General features: G+C 39.4%; 18 protein-coding genes. 13 read left to right on the top strand and 5 right to left on the bottom strand.

Going from position 1 to position 17601, the window contains the following annotated elements:
• Window positions 1-2 precede the first annotated feature (2 nt).
• From mlaD to I6F54_RS03655, 3 genes are read right to left on the bottom strand one after another with little or no spacing between them, the layout of a single operon-like run.
• Entirely contained in the window at window positions 3-551 is a 549-nt protein-coding gene (gene mlaD, locus I6F54_RS03665; RefSeq protein WP_002957950.1) for an outer membrane lipid asymmetry maintenance protein MlaD, read from the bottom strand.
• A gap of 13 nt (window positions 552-564) precedes the next feature.
• Window positions 565-1344, bottom strand: coding sequence for a lipid asymmetry maintenance ABC transporter permease subunit MlaE (mlaE, locus tag I6F54_RS03660; RefSeq protein ID WP_002957949.1), 780 nt, complete (start codon window positions 1342-1344; stop codon window positions 565-567).
• A complete protein-coding gene (locus I6F54_RS03655) occupies window positions 1344-2159 on the bottom strand; it encodes an ATP-binding cassette domain-containing protein (protein ID WP_165727701.1) in 816 nt (271 codons plus the stop codon). Before I6F54_RS03655 ends, mlaE begins: the two co-directional genes overlap by 1 nt.
• 255 nt (window positions 2160-2414) lie before the next feature.
• Between I6F54_RS03655 and I6F54_RS03650 the strand changes: the two genes are divergently transcribed.
• The 13 genes from I6F54_RS03650 to I6F54_RS03590 all read left to right on the top strand — a co-directional run bounded on the left by I6F54_RS03650 (window position 2415) and on the right by I6F54_RS03590 (window position 12334).
• The gene (locus tag I6F54_RS03650) at window positions 2415-3383 is read left to right on the top strand and encodes a calcium/sodium antiporter (protein ID WP_197139784.1); all 969 of its coding nucleotides are present in this window, start codon (window positions 2415-2417) and stop codon (window positions 3381-3383) included.
• Window positions 3384-3386: 3 nt separating this feature from the next.
• Entirely contained in the window at window positions 3387-4358 is a 972-nt protein-coding gene (locus I6F54_RS03645) for a KpsF/GutQ family sugar-phosphate isomerase (RefSeq protein ID WP_165727702.1), read from the top strand.
• A complete protein-coding gene (gene kdsC, locus I6F54_RS03640) occupies window positions 4359-4910 on the top strand; it encodes a 3-deoxy-manno-octulosonate-8-phosphatase KdsC (RefSeq protein ID WP_007580311.1) in 552 nt (183 codons plus the stop codon).
• Window positions 4907-5461, top strand: coding sequence for an LPS export ABC transporter periplasmic protein LptC (gene lptC / locus I6F54_RS03635; RefSeq protein ID WP_007580308.1), 555 nt, complete (start codon window positions 4907-4909; stop codon window positions 5459-5461). Before kdsC ends, lptC begins: the two co-directional genes overlap by 4 nt.
• A complete protein-coding gene (gene lptA, locus I6F54_RS03630) occupies window positions 5451-5996 on the top strand; it encodes a lipopolysaccharide transport periplasmic protein LptA (protein WP_024590191.1) in 546 nt (181 codons plus the stop codon). Before lptC ends, lptA begins: the two co-directional genes overlap by 11 nt.
• Window positions 5993-6718, top strand: coding sequence for an LPS export ABC transporter ATP-binding protein (lptB, locus tag I6F54_RS03625; RefSeq protein ID WP_007580304.1), 726 nt, complete (start codon window positions 5993-5995; stop codon window positions 6716-6718). Before lptA ends, lptB begins: the two co-directional genes overlap by 4 nt.
• Window positions 6719-6787: 69 nt before the next feature.
• On the top strand, window positions 6788-8287 hold the full coding sequence (locus tag I6F54_RS03620; RefSeq protein ID WP_007580303.1) for an RNA polymerase factor sigma-54: 1500 nt from the start codon (window positions 6788-6790) through the stop codon (window positions 8285-8287).
• A 26-nt stretch (window positions 8288-8313) separates the two neighbouring features.
• Window positions 8314-8601, top strand: a complete 288-nt coding sequence (hpf, locus tag I6F54_RS03615) for a ribosome hibernation promoting factor (RefSeq protein WP_007580301.1) — start codon at window positions 8314-8316, stop codon at window positions 8599-8601.
• A 4-nt stretch (window positions 8602-8605) separates the two neighbouring features.
• On the top strand, window positions 8606-9058 hold the full coding sequence (ptsN, locus tag I6F54_RS03610; RefSeq protein ID WP_024594001.1) for a PTS IIA-like nitrogen regulatory protein PtsN: 453 nt from the start codon (window positions 8606-8608) through the stop codon (window positions 9056-9058).
• 18 nt (window positions 9059-9076) lie between these two features.
• Entirely contained in the window at window positions 9077-9922 is an 846-nt protein-coding gene (rapZ, locus tag I6F54_RS03605; RefSeq protein ID WP_010554269.1) for an RNase adapter RapZ, read from the top strand.
• Between the two features lie 42 nt (window positions 9923-9964).
• Window positions 9965-10237 (top strand): HPr family phosphocarrier protein, encoded by a 273-nt coding sequence (locus tag I6F54_RS03600; protein ID WP_002957937.1) that lies wholly within the window; start codon window positions 9965-9967, stop codon window positions 10235-10237.
• Between the two features lie 130 nt (window positions 10238-10367).
• Window positions 10368-11726: a magnesium transporter gene (gene mgtE, locus I6F54_RS03595; protein WP_010554268.1), complete on the top strand. Its 1359-nt coding sequence runs from the start codon at window positions 10368-10370 to the stop codon at window positions 11724-11726.
• A 56-nt stretch (window positions 11727-11782) separates the two neighbouring features.
• Complete coding sequence (locus I6F54_RS03590; RefSeq protein ID WP_165721143.1) at window positions 11783-12334, top strand: protein disulfide oxidoreductase; 552 nt, start codon at window positions 11783-11785, stop codon at window positions 12332-12334.
• A 457-nt stretch (window positions 12335-12791) separates the two neighbouring features.
• On the opposite strand, the gene I6F54_RS03585 is transcribed toward I6F54_RS03590, so the two are convergent.
• Together I6F54_RS03585 and I6F54_RS03580 are read right to left on the bottom strand one after the other, a co-directional pair.
• The gene (locus tag I6F54_RS03585) at window positions 12792-14969 is read right to left on the bottom strand and encodes a YgiQ family radical SAM protein (RefSeq protein ID WP_007580292.1); all 2178 of its coding nucleotides are present in this window, start codon (window positions 14967-14969) and stop codon (window positions 12792-12794) included.
• Between the two features lie 399 nt (window positions 14970-15368).
• A complete protein-coding gene (locus I6F54_RS03580; RefSeq protein WP_197139777.1) occupies window positions 15369-17558 on the bottom strand; it encodes a bifunctional diguanylate cyclase/phosphodiesterase in 2190 nt (729 codons plus the stop codon).
• Window positions 17559-17601: the final 43 nt, after the last annotated feature.

Raw genomic sequence — 17601 nt, 5'->3', positions numbered from 1 at the left:
AATTACTCACTACCTTGGTTGAATAAAAACTGCCCGATTAATTCTTCAAGTACAATGGCAGACTTAGTATCAGTAATTGAATCGCCATCACCTAGTGCTTTACTTTCCACACCAAACAAATCGTCAATTGCTTCATCTTGCTTGTTTTCAGTCACTGTTTCGCCTAAACAACGTTGTTTAGCCGAATCTGGAGAAATGACAGGGTGAATACCTAAGTACTGCTCACCTAAAATACCCGACGTTAAAATAGAGATTGAGCTTGTGTCTGAAAAACGACATAAATACTGTGCATCAATGGTCATGTTTACCACTGGTAAAAACTCTTGTGGGTGTACATAAATTGATTCAACACGACCAATTACAACACCACCTACTTTTACCGGCGCACGCGCTTTTAATGAGCCAATGTTTTCAAACTTGGCATTAAGCGTATATGTTTCGCCAGAGCCACTAATACCTGAATTGGCAACTTTAAGTGCGAGCATCGCAAAAGCTAAAATGCCAAGTGCTACAAAAAAACCAACTAAAATTTCTAATTTCCGTGAATTCATTATCTATACCCTATTAGCTGGTAAACATTACCGCTGTCAAAATAAAGTCAAAACCTAAAACTGCTAATGACGAATGAACAACCGTTTCGGTGGTTGCTTTGCTGATCCCTTCTGAGGTCGGCACACAGTCATATCCTTTATAAAGCGCAATCCAGGTCACCACTATGGCGAATACAAAACTCTTAATAATACCGTTTAGTATGTCTTGCTGAAACGACACTTGTGATTGCATGATTGACCAAAAACTACCTGTATCAACCCCCAGCCAATCTACACCCACTAAATGAGCGCCTATGATTGCTACGGCTGAAAATATCAATGCAAGCAATGGCATGCTTATAAAACCCGCCCAAAAGCGCGGTGCAATAATACGTTTTAGCGGATCGATTGCCATCATCTCAAGTGATGAAAGTTGCTCTGTTGCTTTCATTAAGCCAATTTCAGCAGTCAATGCGCTACCTGCGCGTCCTGCAAATAGTAATGCAGTAACAACCGGGCCCAGTTCTCGCAATAAACTCAGTGCCACTAACGGCCCTAAACTATCCTCAGCGCCATAACCAACTAATACGGTGTAACCTTGTAGAGCCAACACCATGCCGATAAACAAACCCGACACCATAATAATCAGCAACGATTGCGAACCGACCATATAAAGTTGGCGAACAAGTAACGGTGTGCCTTTTTTAAAATTAGGAACATGCGCAAGCGCACTAAACAGCATATAAGCCGAACGGCCAAGAGCCGCAAAACGTCCTAGCGTTTTATGCCCTAGCTTTTGAAATAAATCCAACATTATGCTTTTTCTCCAAGCAGTTCATCTGCATAAGCTTGAGCCGGAAAATGAAATGGTACCGGACCATCCGACAAGCCTTTTAAAAACTGTTGAACTAAAGGAGATTCATGATTGCGCATTTCATCAGGAGTACCACAACCAATTACACCTTGATCGGCGATAATTATAACGTGATCGGCAATACTCATTACCTCTGTCACATCGTGTGTCACAATTAAAGACGATAAACCCAATACTTCGTTAAGCGACTTAATTAGCTTAACCAATACGCCCATCGAAATAGGGTCTTGTCCTGCAAATGGTTCATCGTACATGATTAGCTCTGGATCAAGTGCTATAGCGCGCGCAAGTGCAGCACGTCTTGCCATACCGCCCGATAACTCAGAGGGCATTAAATCTTTAGCGCCACGTAGCCCAACCGCTTGCAATTTCATTAATACAACTAATCGAATAAGGTCTTCACTTAGCTTTGTGTGCTCTCTTATAGGAAACGCAATATTGTCAAATACCGACATATCAGTAAACAGCGCACCACTTTGAAAAAGCATGCTCATTTTAGTACGTGCTTCGTATAACTCTTTACGAGACATTTTAGGAATGCTGCCACCTTCAAATAAAATATCACCTGAATCTGGTTTAAGCTGACCACCAATTAAACGCAACATAGTGGTTTTGCCAATTCCGCTTGGCCCCATGATCGCAGTAATTTTACCTTTAGGAACGCTAAAACTCATATTTTTATATATGATTCTATTGCCTCTCGAAAAGCTAACATCCTTGACTTCTACTATTGATTGCGACAAGTCGCTCTCCATAAAAATGTTCACTAGTGCACCTATTTTAAAGCTTTTTTGTCAAAGATGGAAAAAACAATTCGTAAGATTTTGTAATACACCCATGAAAAGGATTATAAGACTCGCTCAAAACAGCTTAACCCCGGCTTAAATTTTTAAATTAGCTGTTTAAAAGCAGCATTGTTACGTAGTTGACCTTACTCTTTTATTTATACTTTCATCTTGGCTTTTGTTACTATTCGCGCCATCCGTATTTTGTATAACTGGCTTAACACAATGGTTACCTCGTTTGTTATTTTAATTCTTGGTTTTGCAGCTCTTGTTTGGAGTGCAGACAGGTTTGTTTATGGCGCTGCGGCTCTTGCTAAAAACTTTGGTGTACCTACACTTATTGTTGGTTTAACCGTGGTAGCTATGGGCTCTTCAGCACCCGAAATGATGGTTTCAGCCTCTGCCGCTTTGGCTAATAAAACCGACACAGCAGTTGGTAATGCTGTTGGTTCTAATATTACAAACATTTTACTTGTGTTAGGTATCACAGCTTTATTTCGCCCTCTTTCAGTTTCATCAAGTACATTAAAACGCGAAATGCCATTGGTAATGCTCGTATCTTTAGTTACTTGGTATGTGTTCTCAGATAACTACTTTTCATTTAATGAAGGTGTTGCACTTTTGGTTGGCTTTATCGTATTCATCGGTGGGTTAATTATTGTATCTATGCGTGCAAAAAACCAAGATGACCCATTTGTCTCAGAAGCCTGCGACGATGTACCAAACGATGTACCTACGAAAAAAGCGGTATTTTGGTTAGTTGTCGGCATGATACTCCTACCTGTTAGCTCTCATTTTTTAATAGGATCGGCTGTCGATATTGCTAAATACTTTGGCTTAAGCGACCTAGTAATTGGTTTAACGATTATTGCCATTGGTACTAGCTTGCCAGAACTTGCCGCTTCGGTTGCAGGTGTACTTAAAAATGAAGATGATTTAGCACTAGGTAATATTGTTGGCTCAAACATATTTAATATTCTAGCGGTATTACCACTTGCCGGTATTATTAACCCTTCTGCCATTGACCCATCATTAGTAAGCCGAGACGTATTAATTATGATTGGCGCAACACTTGCCCTAATTATTATGTCATTGAACTTTAGAGGCACCCAACGTATCAATAGAGTAGAAGGCGGCTTATTGCTAATAGCGTTTTTGGGTTACCAAGAGTATATTTTTAGTCAAGTAGGGTAAATGATGGCAACGCTAAATTTTATTGAACAAGGCCTTCGCGTTTTAGATGTTGAACGCCAAGCACTTAGTGATATTGCACAATATGTAGATGAAAATTTTCATAACGCGTGCCAATTAATGTACGACTGCGAAGGCCGTATTATTGTCATTGGTATGGGTAAGTCAGGTCATATTGGCAATAAAATAGCGGCAACCCTTGCAAGCACTGGCAGTCCAGCATTTTTTGTTCACCCTGGTGAAGCAAGTCATGGTGATTTAGGTATGATCACTAAAAATGACGTGGTTATGCTTATTTCTAATTCAGGGGAGACCAGCGAAGTTTTAAATATCATTCCGGTTTTAAAACGACTTGGTGCCAAAATGATATCGATGACTGGCAATACGCAATCAACCATGGCGACCCTTGCTAATGTACATGTGTGTATTAAAGTAGAAAAAGAAGCCTGTTCATTGGGTCTAGCTCCTACATCAAGTACCACTGCAACGCTTGCGATGGGCGATGCCATGGCAGTTGCATTATTAGAAGCTCGCGGGTTTACAGCTGATGACTTCGCGCTATCTCACCCAGGTGGTAGTTTAGGCAAGCGCTTATTACTTACTTTAAAAGATGTTATGCACAGCGGCGCAAATACACCTATTATTAGCGTTTCACAAACAGTTAAAGACGCCCTTATTGAAATGTCTGCTAAAGGGCTAGGTATGACAGCCATTGTTGATGAAGATCAGCAGCTCGTGGGATTATTTACCGATGGCGATTTGCGTCGTATTTTAGAGCAAAGAATTGATATTCATACAACACAAATAGATGTTGTTATGACTAAGTCATGTACTACGGCTACACAAGATATTTTGGCTGCTGAAGCGCTTAATATTATGGAACACAAACGTATAAATGGCTTAATCGTCGTCAATGATAAAAACCAACCTATTGGCGCATTAAACATGCAAGACCTATTAAAAGCAGGAGTGTTATAAATGCAATTTGAAGAACTCTATCAACCGCTGAGCGATGATGCAAAAGCACGCGCTAAAAAAGTAAAGCTACTTATATGCGATATTGATGGTGTATTTTCTGATGGCCGTATTTATCTTGGTAATCAAGGTGAAGAGCTAAAAGCATTTAATACAAAAGATGGTTTTGGCATTAAAGCGCTTATAAACAGTGGCTTTGAAGTGGCTGTAATTACTGGTCGTCATTCACAAATAGTGCAACAACGTATGAGCAGCTTAACCGTACAGCATATTTATCAAGGCCAAGAAAATAAGCTCATTGCCTATCAAGAGCTAAAAGACAAACTCAACCTTAGCGATGAACAAATTGCTTATATCGGTGATGATGGTCCTGACATGCCCGTTATGGAATTAGTCGGCTTTGCTGTTGCAGTAAATGATGCCCATCCACTTATTAAACGTTTATCACACTATGTAACGCAAATGCCTGGCGGCTTTGGTGCAGTAAGAGAGCTCACCGACTTACTTATGCTTGAAAATGGTAAAGCATTGACTACACAAGGCACTAGTTCATGAATGCAGCGCGCATAATATTAAGCGTTTTATTCATTAGCTGTATGGTTTGGCTTTGGTACCCTTATTTTACACAAACAAATATTGTGCCTCAGACTGAGCCTGAAGTTATTGCCAAGCCTGATTACATAGCCATAGAACTCAAACAAACAGCCTATGACGAACAAGGTAAAATTAGCCACAAAGTCACTGCGGCTAAAATGGAGCTATATCAACAATTAGGTTTTACGTTTTTTGAAAAACCTATTTTTACTTTATATAACGAAAAGCAAACGTGGCAAATAAATGCAGACGAAGCAACATTATACGAAGACAAACAATTAATTTTAGAAGGCAATGTGGTTGCCAAAAACTTAACCGATAACGCCATGATAGACAAAATCAATGCTGATAATATTCAGGTAGATATAAAGCTATTAACAATGCGTTCGGAGCAACCCGTTATCATCACTGGACCCAATTTAAAAATCACTGGTAAAGGCCTAGAAGCCGACTTAAAAACCGAAGTGATAAAACTAATTAACCATACGCGAACCATATATTATGACCAATAAAATATTAAAATCACTTATTATTCCTACACTTATACTAGCGTTTAATAGTAGTGCTGCAGAGCAAAACACGCAACCGGCTGCAAATCAAATTTCAATAAGCGCCGATAAGCAAGAAGGTCAATTAAAAGCTAATGTCGGGATTTTTGAGAAAAACGTTGAAATTATTCACGGTAACCGCCGTATCACAGCCGACCGCTTAGAAGTACATAAACGCGATGAACTTGGCGATAATAAACAATTATTAATTGCTACAGGTAGCCCTGCGCACTTTGAAGAAAAGCAATCAGATGGCACGACTATGAGCGCCAGTGCTGACGAAGTACGTTATGATGTATCTAAGCGTTTTTTAACGCTTGTTGGTAATGCACAAGTATCGCAAGCGGGACAAAAAATAAATGCTAAAAGCATTACCTACGATATAGAGCAGCAGCTAATCAGTGCCGAAAAAGATGAAAACTCAACTGACCGCGTTCACACAATTTTAGTACCAATCGAGACTAAAAAAAGTAAAAAAAGCGACAAAGGTCAACCATGAGCACATTAAAAGCAGAGCTATTAGCAAAGAGCTATAAAGGCCGTGAAGTTGTAAAAAACGTCGGCCTTGAAGTCAAAGCTGGCAGTATTGTTGGCTTACTTGGCCCTAACGGCGCAGGTAAAACTACCACGTTTTATATGATAGTAGGACTTGTACCTAGCGACAAAGGTAAAATATCGATAGACGATAACGATATTACTCTTTTACCTATGCATAGTCGTGCTAGATTAGGCATTGGCTACTTACCGCAAGAGTCTTCAATATTCAGAAAGCTGACTGTTTATCAAAACTTAATGGCCATTTTAGAAACGCGCAAAGAGTTAAATAAACAAGCTAGAGAAGACACTCTCGATAAATTATTAGATGAATTTAGCATACAACACATTCGTGATAGCCAAGGTATGGCATTGTCGGGTGGCGAACGTCGTCGTGTTGAAATAGCACGTGCGCTGGCAGCAGATCCTAAATTTATATTACTGGATGAACCATTTGCAGGTGTTGACCCGATTTCGGTATTAGACATAAAGAAAATAATAGAACATCTTAAAAATCGTGGGATTGGTGTATTAATTACCGATCATAACGTAAGAGAAACCCTTGATGTTTGTGAAAAAGCCTACATTGTTTCTCATGGGGAGCTGATTGCATCAGGTACTCCAGAACACGTATTAAATGATAAAACAGTACGCGATGTTTACTTAGGCGAGCAATTTAGGCTGTAACATTTACGCCATGTCTTTAAGCATCTGCTAGTATTAATTATAACAACATAAAAGGATTGTTAGAGATACATGAGGCAATCACTACAGCTGCGCATGGGCCAGCAACTTACAATGACTCCACAGCTGCAACAAGCTATTCGTTTGTTGCAACTCAGTACATTGGATCTCCAGCAAGAAATACAAGAAGCTCTCGACAGCAACCCGCTATTAGAGGTTGAAGAAGCAGACTATTCAGAAGACGCTGCAGGTAAAAACGAGCAAAAAGCAGATACAGATGACATAACTGTTAGCGCATCTGCCGATGATGCTCCAAGCGAATACGAACAAGATAGTGGTGAAGCACTTGCAAAAGACACGCTAAGTGACGACATGGCTATGGATGTTAGTTGGGATGAGTACATGAGTGCCGCCCCAGCAGCATCATCGGGTCCGATGCCTGAAGACGAATCAATATACCAAGGCGCCTCTACTGAAACGCTCCATGAGTATTTAATGTGGCAGTTACAACTAACGCCATTTAGCCCTACAGACGAAGCTATTGCTATTGCTATTGTAGAAGCCGTCGATGATTCAGGTATTTTAACACTAAGCTGCGAAGAGATTTTAGAAAGCTTTAATCAAGAAAACGAAGATGATAACGAAGTCGAACTTGATGAAATTGAAGCTGTATTAAAACGCATCCAACTGTTTGATCCTGTTGGTATTGCTGCACGTAGTTTACAAGAGTGTTTGTGTATTCAGCTTAACCAGTTTGATAAAGAAACACCTTACATTAATGAAACAAAAATGATTTTAACCGAGCATATTGATTTATTAGCTGCTCGTGACTATCGTACATTAATGAAGAAAACTAAGCTCAAAGAAGAAGAGCTTAAGGAAGTAATGACATTAATACATACTCTTAGCCCTAAACCTGCAGATACTATTGTAAGAGAAGAATCTGAGTATGTTATTCCTGATGTGTCAGTTAAAAAAATTAAAGGCCGCTGGGTTGTTGAGTTAAACCCAGACAGCATGCCTAAAATTCGTGTTAATAGCCAATACGCGGCAATGTCTCGCACTGTAAAATCCAGTGGTGACAGCCAGTTTATTCGCTCGCATTTACAAGAAGCTAAATGGTTTATTAAAAGCTTAGAAAGTAGAAACGACACGCTATTAAAAGTGACAAATTGTATTGTTAAGCAACAACAAGGCTTTTTTGAACACGGTCCTGAAGCCATGAAACCAATGGTTTTAAATGATGTTGCTGAAATGGTAGAAATGCACGAATCAACAATTTCGCGCGTAACAACCCAAAAGTATATGCACACACCCCGTGGTATATTTGAGCTTAAATATTTTTTCTCAAGCCATGTAAGCACCGAAAACGGTGGTGAATGTTCATCTACAGCAATCCGTGCGCTTATCCGAAAATTAATCGCAGCAGAAAACTCAGCAAAACCATTGAGTGATAGCAAAATAGCGGATATATTGGCTGAGCAAGGAATTAAAGTAGCGAGACGTACAATCGCAAAATACCGCGAATCTCTGGCTATTCCACCGTCAAATCAACGTAAAAGTTTGATTTAAGACGCAAAAAAAAGAGGGTAATGCTTATGCAACTAAACTTAACTGGTCGTCACGTAGAATTAACCGATTCACTAAGAGACTATATTAATACCAAATTTGCGAAGCTAGAAAGACACTCTGATCATATTAATAATGTTCATGTCATTCTCGATGTAGAAAAATTAAATCAAAAAGCAGAAGCCACCATACACGTAAGCGGTGCTGAGCTATTTGCCTCTACAGAACATCAAGATATGTATGCCGCCATTGACTCGTTGATCGACAAGCTCGATCGACAAGTAATTAAACACAAAGAGAAGCTTGCTCGACACTAATATGATGAAATTAAGCTCACTTATATGCCAGGACTGCAGCAAAGCTGCGGTCCTTTTTAATAGCAAAAAAAGAATTTTAGAGTTCATTAGCGAACTTGCTCACGACAAACTTCCGTATTTACCGCAACAAGATATTCTTAATGCTTTAATGAGCAGAGAAAAATTGGGTAGTACAGGTATAGGGCGTGGCATTGCCATTCCTCATGGAAGAATGAGCGGTGCAGAAGAGCCTTTGGCTTTAGTACTCGTTAGCGAAACTCCAATAAATTTTGATGCAATCGATAATCGCCCTGTTGATATTTTCGTCGCACTCATCGTACCAGATGGCGATAACCAGCAGCACTTAAAGACTCTAGCAACCATTGCTGATAAACTAAACAACAAAGATTTTTGTAAACAGTTACGCAGTGCAAAATCAGATGCTGAGCTTTACCAAGTTATTGTCAATCAATCATAGTTTTATAAAGGGTGTTAAATGGAGTTAATTATCATAAGCGGCCGTTCTGGTTCTGGAAAGTCGGTTGCTTTACGCGTTGTAGAAGATTTAGGTTATTATTGCGTAGATAATATTCCAGTTAACTTGCTTCCTTCATTAGTTCGCAGTGTGTCTGATAGCTATGATAAAATTGCTGTTAGCATTGATGTGCGTAACATCCCTAAACAACAAGATGAATTTAACGATATTCTTGAATACTTGCCTGGCTTTGCAAAACCTACGTTATTTTATTTAGATAGCGACGACCAAACATTGATCAAACGTTTTTCTGAAACTCGTAGATTACACCCACTATCAATTGACTCGTTGCCTCTTGATTTAGCCATCAAAAAAGAAAAAGAATTACTTGATGTATTAATCACCCGCGCCGACTTTATGATAGATACAACTGATTTGAGTGTTCATCAACTTGCTGAATCTATTCGTGAAAAGATTTTAGGTAAAAAAGATAAGCAACTGATTGTCACATTTGAATCGTTTGGTTTTAAATACGGTATACCAAAAGAAGCAGATTACGTATTTGATGCACGCTTTTTACCAAATCCACATTGGGAACCTGAATTAAAACCTTTAAATGGGTTAGATCAACCCGTTAAAGATTATTTGGCCAATCACAGCATAGTGCAAAAATTCACATGGCAAATTCAGACATTTGTACAAACATGGTTACCGCACTTAGAGCGAAATAACCGCAGTTATTTAACCATTGCTATTGGGTGTACAGGCGGACAACATCGCTCTGTATATTTAGCGCAAACTATCGGTGAAAGTTTTGCAATGACACATCCCAATGTTAAAATTCGCCATCGCGAACAAGAAAAATAATATAGCTGAATAATCACCTGTTCAGCTTAGGTAGAGTAAGTTATGCATTGTGAAGACACTTTTTTAATAAAAAACAAATTAGGATTGCACGCCAGAGCAGCCACCGTGCTTGCCCAATTAGCAGTGCAGTTTGATGCGACAATTACATTATTTCAAGATGACAAAGAAGCTGCAGGCGATAGCGTACTTGCATTAATGTTACTTGAAAGTAGCCAAGGCAAAGAAGTAAAAGTTGTATGTAAAGGCCCCGATTCTGAGCAAGCTTTACATGCTGTTGGAGAATTAATAGCACAACGTTTTAATGAACAAGAATAAACAGTTATAAAAATAATGCTCGCATTACTAATGCCCCAACTAAAACAGATATATAAAATAAATACGGTTAGTGACGCCAGTTAACTCACCTCTCCCCATAAAGTAATATAAAAATTTATAAAGGACGCCAATGCCTGAAGCTTTTGAACAAGATTACCCACTACAGCAACTAAAACAGGTGACTAAGTCACTCAATAGTGGTCAATTTGTTCAAGTTAGGCGCATGCTCGCAAAAACAGCTCCTTGTGATACCGCATTATTATTAGAATCATCACCACATAAAATTCGCCGACTCCTTTGGCAGTTGGTTGATCCTGATGTGCAAGGCGATGTTCTTGAAGAACTCTCAGAAGATGTTCGTTTAGGCATTATTGCCCAAATGGAACCTAAGCACATTGCAGCCGCAACAGAAGATATGGGCCACGATGACTTAGGTGAAGTATTACGTAGTCTGCCGGACACCGTTTATAAAGACGTTGTTAGCGCGATGGACATTCAAGACCGTGAACGTGCAACACAAGCACTTTCGTATCAAGAGCGTTCTGCTGGCGCGCTAATGAACACCGATACGGTGACCATTCGCCCTGATGTTACGCTTGATGTTGTACTTAGGTATATTAGGCTACGTGGCGAGTTACCAGAAGGTACCGATGACTTGTACGTTGTTGATAAGCATAACTGCTTTATAGGCGCTTTATCGCTGAGTACATTATTAACTAACCCGCCAGAAAAGATTGTTCGCGATTTAATGGATGAAGATTGTGAATCCATTCCAATCTCAATGGATGAAAGTGAAGTCGCGCAATTATTTGAACGTCATAATTGGATATCGGCCCCCGTAGTCGATGATAACGATCAGCTCCTTGGCCGTGTCACTATCGATGACATCGTTGACGTAATCCGCGAAGATGCTGAGCATAGTTTATTGGGCTTAGCCGGCCTTGATGATGAAGAAGATACCTTTGCGCCAGTACTAAAAAGCTCTAAAAAACGCTCAGTTTGGTTAGGTGTCAACTTACTAACTGCACTTGCAGCTGCTTTTGTAGCTAGCTTTTTTGAAGGCACTTTAGATGTTTTACCTATTTTAGCTGTACTTAACGGTATTGTCCCTTCTATGGGCGGTGTTGCAGGTAGCCAATCATTAACGCTTGTTATTCGTGGTATTGCGGTAGGTCATATAAATCAAACAAACCAACGTTTCTTGATGATGAAAGAGCTTGCTATTGGCGCGTTAAACGGTGTTTTGTGGTCGTTGTTAATAGCAGGTGTTATTGCCCTATGGCAGTGGGACTTTATGCTTGGTGGCGTACTCGCCTTCGCTATGTTTATGAACTTAGTGGTGGCAGGTGTTGCTGGTGCGAGTATCCCTATTATTCTTAAAAGAATGAATATAGACCCAGCACTTGCAGGGAGTGTGGTGCTAACCACGGTGACAGATATTGTGGGTATATTCGCCTTTTTAGGTACTGCTACTTGGTTGCTGGTTTAAATTAGAAACTTTTGCAAATAACTAAAGTAAAAAACACTTAGGGTAAAGCTGCAACTATGACAACGGGTACCAAAAATAAAAAAGACACACCTAAAAAAACGCCAAAACAAAAAGGCCTATCAATATTAAAAAGTGTGTTGATATATGGTTTCATATTTTTCGTAATTTATAACGCTGTCAATTGGTGGCGACAACCTGTTATGCCAGCAAATCCTCAATTACAATTAATAGATTATAAAGGGCAAAACATTGATTTGTCAGCAATGAGCCAAGATAAACCAACACTTGTCTATTTTTGGGGAACTTGGTGCCCTATTTGTAGTATTACCTCCCCTGCCATAAACGAACTCGCAAACGAGAATAACTACCCTGTCGTGAGTATCGCAATAAAATCAGGCTCGGATCAAAAACTACATGAGTATCTAAATGATCATGGCTACAGTTTTACCACTGTCAACGATCAACACGGTGAGATATTTGCCGATTGGCAAGGGCAAGTCACGCCATCTTATATAATCTTAAAAGATAATAAAATGACGCAAGGGCTAACAGGCATTCAGCCGTTATGGTCACTAAAATTACGTTTGTGGTTATCATCAACGTTTTAAGAAAAAACTAACTGCAAGTATATAGGCACTAAATACGTGCTATCTCAAGAGGGGTTTCTAAAAGCTCGCTCTTTATCACCTACAATAATATAAGTAATAAAGAGCAAGGTTTACTTAATTTACGTATTAAAAAGGTTTTAAAACCCTTAGCGTAATTAAACTAATCTACTAGGGCGTGTTGATCTTTGTGGATTGAAATTTGTTCAATCTAGGGGCGATTAAATCGCGGCGCGAGGTTTGTAACCTAGTGGGCTAAGTAAAAACCGAGCAACAAAGAGTTAATCGTCCCTAGAAAGAACCCAAAGGGCAGCGCATGTTTGGTATTTATGCTGCGTTATCGCCTATTCATGGGGAATAACCACACTACATAGGCTCCGCCTTGCCTAAAAACCAAACATACTGCTGCAAATTAACCCACCAAAGATCAACACGCCCTAGTTATTATTAGATTGAATCACTAACGTGTACTTTGACGATTACCGCCTACTTTTGGTTTAGTGTTTGCCTTTTTAAATTGGCTAAAACCGGTATGTCGCGTTAGTGCAGGACGTCCGCCTTTACTGCCACCTTTACCTGCTTTTTCATCACGCCCTTCTTCAGGCACTAAACAGTTAGGCCCTTTACCAATTAAATTAGCTTTACCCATTTTACGCAGTGCTTCACGTATCATCGGCCAACCTGCTGCATCATGGTAGCGTAAAATAGCTTTATGTAATCTACGTTGGCGAGCACCTTTAGGTACTGGAACAACTTCTGTATTGTTTTTTATATTACGTAAAGAGTTCATTTCTGTGTGGTAAATAGTCGTCGCATTAGCCATCGGTGATGGGTAAAAATTTTGTACCTGATCAAGCTTAAAGTCGTTTGATTTAAGCCATAAAGCCATGTTTACCATGTCTTCATCTTTTGTCCCTGGGTGAGCAGATATAAAGTAAGGAATTAAATACTGCTTTTTACCGGCTTCTTTAGAGTACTTATCAAATAATTCTTTAAATTGATCGTACGCCCCCATACCTGGTTTCATCATTTTTGATAATGGACCATCTTCTGTATGCTCTGGCGCTATTTTTAAGTAGCCACCTACATGATGCGTTACTAATTCTTTAACGTAACGCGGGTCGCGTACAGCTAAGTCGTAACGAACACCAGAAGCAATCAATACCTTTTTGATACCCTTAACTTCACGTGCTTTTTTGTATAAGTCTATTGTTGGCGTATGATCTGTATCCATATGCTTACAAATTTCAGGATACACACATGATAAACGTCTACAGGTACTTTCTGCCTTTTTGCTAGTACAACGCAGTTTATACATATTTGCCGTTGGGCCACCTAAATCAGAGATAACACCAGTAAAACCGGGTACCTTATCTCTAATCTGTTCAATTTCTTCAATAATTGATTCTTGCGAACGACTTTGAATAATACGCCCTTCATGCTCCGTAATTGAGCAAAACGAACAACCTCCAAAACAGCCGCGCATAATATTAACTGACGTTTTTATCATGTCGTAAGCAGGAATTTTAGAGTCGCCGTAACTTGGGTGAGGAATACGCTGATACGGTAAACCAAACACAGCATCCATCTCATGTGTTTCTAATGGGTATGCTGGCGGGTTTACCCAAATAGAACGATCGCCGTGTCGCTGAAACAGTGCTCTTGCACAACCAGGATTTGTTTCTTGATGTAGAATACGCGAAGCGTGGGCGTATAGAGGTTTGTTAACACTTACTTGCTCATAAGCAGGTAACTTAACGTAAGTTTTTTCCCATGGCTTAGGTCGCGCAGGCTGAACCATAATCGGTTTTGCAGCTTCTGCCTTTAAGTCTATACCCGCTTGTTTAAATTCAGATTTACTACAGCCAACATCATCAGCGCCGTATGGATTTGGAATAGGGTCGATTTTACCAATTTTATCTATAGCGGTGGAGTCACTTCCACGCCAGCCTGGTAAAGGTTCTTTTCTGATAACAGCCGTGCCGCGAATATCTTGAATAGTATCCATTGTTTCGCCTGCGGCAATACGGTGTGCAACTTCAACTAACGGACGCTCTGCGTTACCGTAAATTAAAATATCAGCTTTTGCATCAAACAAAATACTACGACGTACTTTTTCTTGCCAATAGTCGTAATGAGCTATACGACGAAGACTCGCTTCAATACCGCCAATAACAATTGGGATACCTTTGTATGCTTCACGGCATTTTTGCGAGTAAATCATTACGGCGCGATCTGGACGTTTACCACCTACGTTATCTGGCGTGTAAGCATCATCGTGGCGCATACGCTTTTCAGCTGTATAGCGGTTAATCATCGAATCCATGTTGCCAGCTGTTACACCAAAAAATAAATTCGGTCTGCCTAGTTCCATAAATGCATCTTTAGAGTCCCATGCTGGCTGGGCAATAATCCCCACTCTAAAGCCTTGCGCTTCAAGTACACGGCCAATTACCGCCATACCAAAACTAGGATGATCGACGTACGCGTCACCACTAATTATTATTATGTCGCAGCTATCCCAGCCAAGTGCATCCATTTCTTCACGTGTAGTTGGTAAAAATGGCGCGGTGCCATAACATTCAGCCCAGTATTTAGGGTATGAAAATAAGGCGCGCTTAGCTTTGAGTGTGCTCATAATTGTGGCCGTAGAATAACAAAAGGCGCGAATTATACCCTACTAAATTGTTTATATATACAAAGTAGTCAAAGCATATCGCGCCTTAAATTCTAAATCGTTCATTAGGGCGTGTTGATCTTTGTGGATTGAAATTTGTTCAATCTAGGGGCGATTTAATCGCGGCGCGAGGTTTGTAACCTAGCGGGCTAAGTAAAAACCGAGCAACAAAGAGTTAATCGTCCCTAGAAAGAACCCAAAGGGCAGCGCATGTTTGGCATTTATGCTGCGTTATCGCCTATTTATGGGGAACAACCACACTACATAGGCTCTGCCTTGCCTAAATACCAAACAATCTGCTGCAAAATTAATCACAAAAGTTCAACACGCCCTAACTTAAATAATAATAAGTTAATCTTTTTAGCGTTTATTTATAAATTCTATTAATTCATTTTCAGGCATGGGTTTAGCATACATAAAACCTTGTACTTCATCGCATCCTAAATTTTTTAAGAACTGGGCTTGCTCTTGTGTTTCGACCCCTTCAGCAATCGTTTTTAAGCCCAACTTAGCACCAAGAGATATAACTAAGGCAGCAATAGCGCCAGTGTCGTCATTTGGTAAATCTTTAATAAATGCACGATCTATTTTCAACCGATCCAAAGGTAAACTTTGAATGTAACTCAGCGACGAAAAACCAGTACCAAAGTCATCAATAGCAACTTCCATTCCGAGTTCTTTTAGCTCGCTTAGCGTACTAATAACCGTTTCCAGCTCATCCATTACTACGCTCTCGGTGATTTCTAGTTCTATGTTTTTTGGCTTAACACCATATTTTAACAATGTATTTTTAACAGTTTGCGCATAACCTTTTACTTTAAACTGTGGAACAGACACATTAACAGCAATACAAATTTCTGTGCCCATATTTTCTAGGCGCTTTTGCTGTTGGCAAGCTTGTTCTAATACCCACTGCCCTATATCAACAATTAAGCCCGCATCCTCTGCAAGTGGCACAAATACAGCCGGTGATATATACACGCCATCACCTGCCGGCCAGCGTAATAATGCCTCACATCCAATTAGCGATAAGTCATCTAGTGCAAGTTGAGGTTGGTACCATACCTCTAATTTATTTCGAGCAAAGTCATGACGTAACTGCCTAATAATCCCTATCCGCCAAGCCATCTTATCTTGCATATCAATATTGTAATAAACGCCTTCTTTATGCTTTGCTTTTTTAGCTTGGTCAAGTGCAATATAAGCAACTTTCAGTGTATCAATACCGCTACTTTGAAAGTCTTGTTGTTGGCATAAGCCCACTCTAAAATCGATAGGGAGTAAATGTTCTTCTGCGTAAAATGAAATACCTAATTGCTCATTCAATTTTTTTAAGTCAAATTCGTCTTGGCGAATAATAAAACCAAAAACATCAGCGCCAATACGTGATAGTAATTTAGCTGTTGGATAATTTTCTTTTAACCTTTGCACAATGCCAATTAATACTTTATTGCCGACCTCTTGCCCTAAGCCATTATTAATATCTGCAAAATTAACTACATCAAGTAATACAAATACATGATCGTTCACGTGTGGCTTTTGATAACTCACCACCCGCTCAATAAAGTTCGTACGATTTGAAATACCAGTAAGCACATCTTTATAAGCAGCATCTCTTAACTTTACAAATAACCTTATGTTATCAAGTGCTACACTTACATTAGTTAAGAAAATTTCAGAAAATTGCAACTGTGCTTGTAAGGGAATGTGGTCACACTCTATATATAAAGCCGCTTTTCGATGCTTACTTTTTAATATAAATGTTGAACTTGAGTCTATGTGTTGGTGCTTTGACAAACCAAAACACGACTCAACTTGTTCAAATACTTTGCTATCAACATTAATTAATTTTTTGCCAAAATAGCTTTCGTAATGCCCGCAACCACCTAAGACCTGAATAAAATCATCGCCATCTAACTTACTGCAAACAAGCCCTCTAGGTGAACATTTTAAAATAATACTCATGTGCTTGATGATTTCTTTGCATAATTGCTTAACATCAGTAAGTCCTAAAATAGACTTTGATGCTGAAACAATCGTGTTCATTGCATCACTTTGATATTCAAGCTGACATACCTGCTCGTATGAGCGAATAGCGGTTATAAGCGAAGTTACTAACTTAGAACGAGTCAGCTCTGTTTTCGTTTTATAGTCATTTATGTCGTATTCTCGTATTACTTTTTCTTCTGGTGTAATACCTGCTTGCCCTGTTCTTAAAATAATTCTTACATGCTGATTATTTAATTCGTCACGCACCCTTTTTACAACCTGCAAACCGGCATCGTCAGTTTCCATAACAACGTCTAAAAAAATAACCGAAATATTTTTATTTTTAGCTAGCACTTCTATTGCTTCTGCACCCGAATAAGCATCGTGAAATCGCAAGCCAGCCCCTAAAAACTCAACGCCAGACAAAGCTAATTTTGTTACAGAATGAATCTCAGGTTCGTCATCAACAATTAAAATATCCCAAAACTTAGTCTGCTCAACAACAGCATCGTCTTCAAAATCTTGTTCAAAAAATAAAAAATCGTTTTGATCTGACGACATTCGCTCTCCTAAGTAGCAATCAATAAATTATTTTTGGTTTATA

The sequence above is a fragment of the Pseudoalteromonas sp. SWXJZ10B genome (genome assembly GCF_015864475.1).
In the GTDB taxonomy this organism is placed as follows: Bacteria; Pseudomonadota; Gammaproteobacteria; order Enterobacterales; family Alteromonadaceae; genus Pseudoalteromonas; species Pseudoalteromonas arctica.
This window is presented reverse-complemented; position numbering and strand designations above follow the sequence as displayed.

Coding starts and splice junctions, on each gene's coding strand:
- mlaD (WP_002957950.1), bottom strand. CDS start 551: ATGAATTCACGGAAATTAGAAATTTTAGTTGGTTTTTTTGTAGCACTT.
- mlaE (WP_002957949.1), bottom strand. CDS start 1,344: ATGTTGGATTTATTTCAAAAGCTAGGGCATAAAACGCTAGGACGTTTT.
- I6F54_RS03655 (WP_165727701.1), bottom strand. CDS start 2,159: ATGGAGAGCGACTTGTCGCAATCAATAGTAGAAGTCAAGGATGTTAGC.
- I6F54_RS03650 (WP_197139784.1), top strand. CDS start 2,415: ATGGTTACCTCGTTTGTTATTTTAATTCTTGGTTTTGCAGCTCTTGTT.
- I6F54_RS03645 (WP_165727702.1), top strand. CDS start 3,387: ATGGCAACGCTAAATTTTATTGAACAAGGCCTTCGCGTTTTAGATGTT.
- kdsC (WP_007580311.1), top strand. CDS start 4,359: ATGCAATTTGAAGAACTCTATCAACCGCTGAGCGATGATGCAAAAGCA.
- lptC (WP_007580308.1), top strand. CDS start 4,907: ATGAATGCAGCGCGCATAATATTAAGCGTTTTATTCATTAGCTGTATG.
- lptA (WP_024590191.1), top strand. CDS start 5,451: ATGACCAATAAAATATTAAAATCACTTATTATTCCTACACTTATACTA.
- lptB (WP_007580304.1), top strand. CDS start 5,993: ATGAGCACATTAAAAGCAGAGCTATTAGCAAAGAGCTATAAAGGCCGT.
- I6F54_RS03620 (WP_007580303.1), top strand. CDS start 6,788: ATGAGGCAATCACTACAGCTGCGCATGGGCCAGCAACTTACAATGACT.
- hpf (WP_007580301.1), top strand. CDS start 8,314: ATGCAACTAAACTTAACTGGTCGTCACGTAGAATTAACCGATTCACTA.
- ptsN (WP_024594001.1), top strand. CDS start 8,606: ATGAAATTAAGCTCACTTATATGCCAGGACTGCAGCAAAGCTGCGGTC.
- rapZ (WP_010554269.1), top strand. CDS start 9,077: ATGGAGTTAATTATCATAAGCGGCCGTTCTGGTTCTGGAAAGTCGGTT.
- I6F54_RS03600 (WP_002957937.1), top strand. CDS start 9,965: ATGCATTGTGAAGACACTTTTTTAATAAAAAACAAATTAGGATTGCAC.
- mgtE (WP_010554268.1), top strand. CDS start 10,368: ATGCCTGAAGCTTTTGAACAAGATTACCCACTACAGCAACTAAAACAG.
- I6F54_RS03590 (WP_165721143.1), top strand. CDS start 11,783: ATGACAACGGGTACCAAAAATAAAAAAGACACACCTAAAAAAACGCCA.
- I6F54_RS03585 (WP_007580292.1), bottom strand. CDS start 14,969: ATGAGCACACTCAAAGCTAAGCGCGCCTTATTTTCATACCCTAAATAC.
- I6F54_RS03580 (WP_197139777.1), bottom strand. CDS start 17,558: ATGTCGTCAGATCAAAACGATTTTTTATTTTTTGAACAAGATTTTGAA.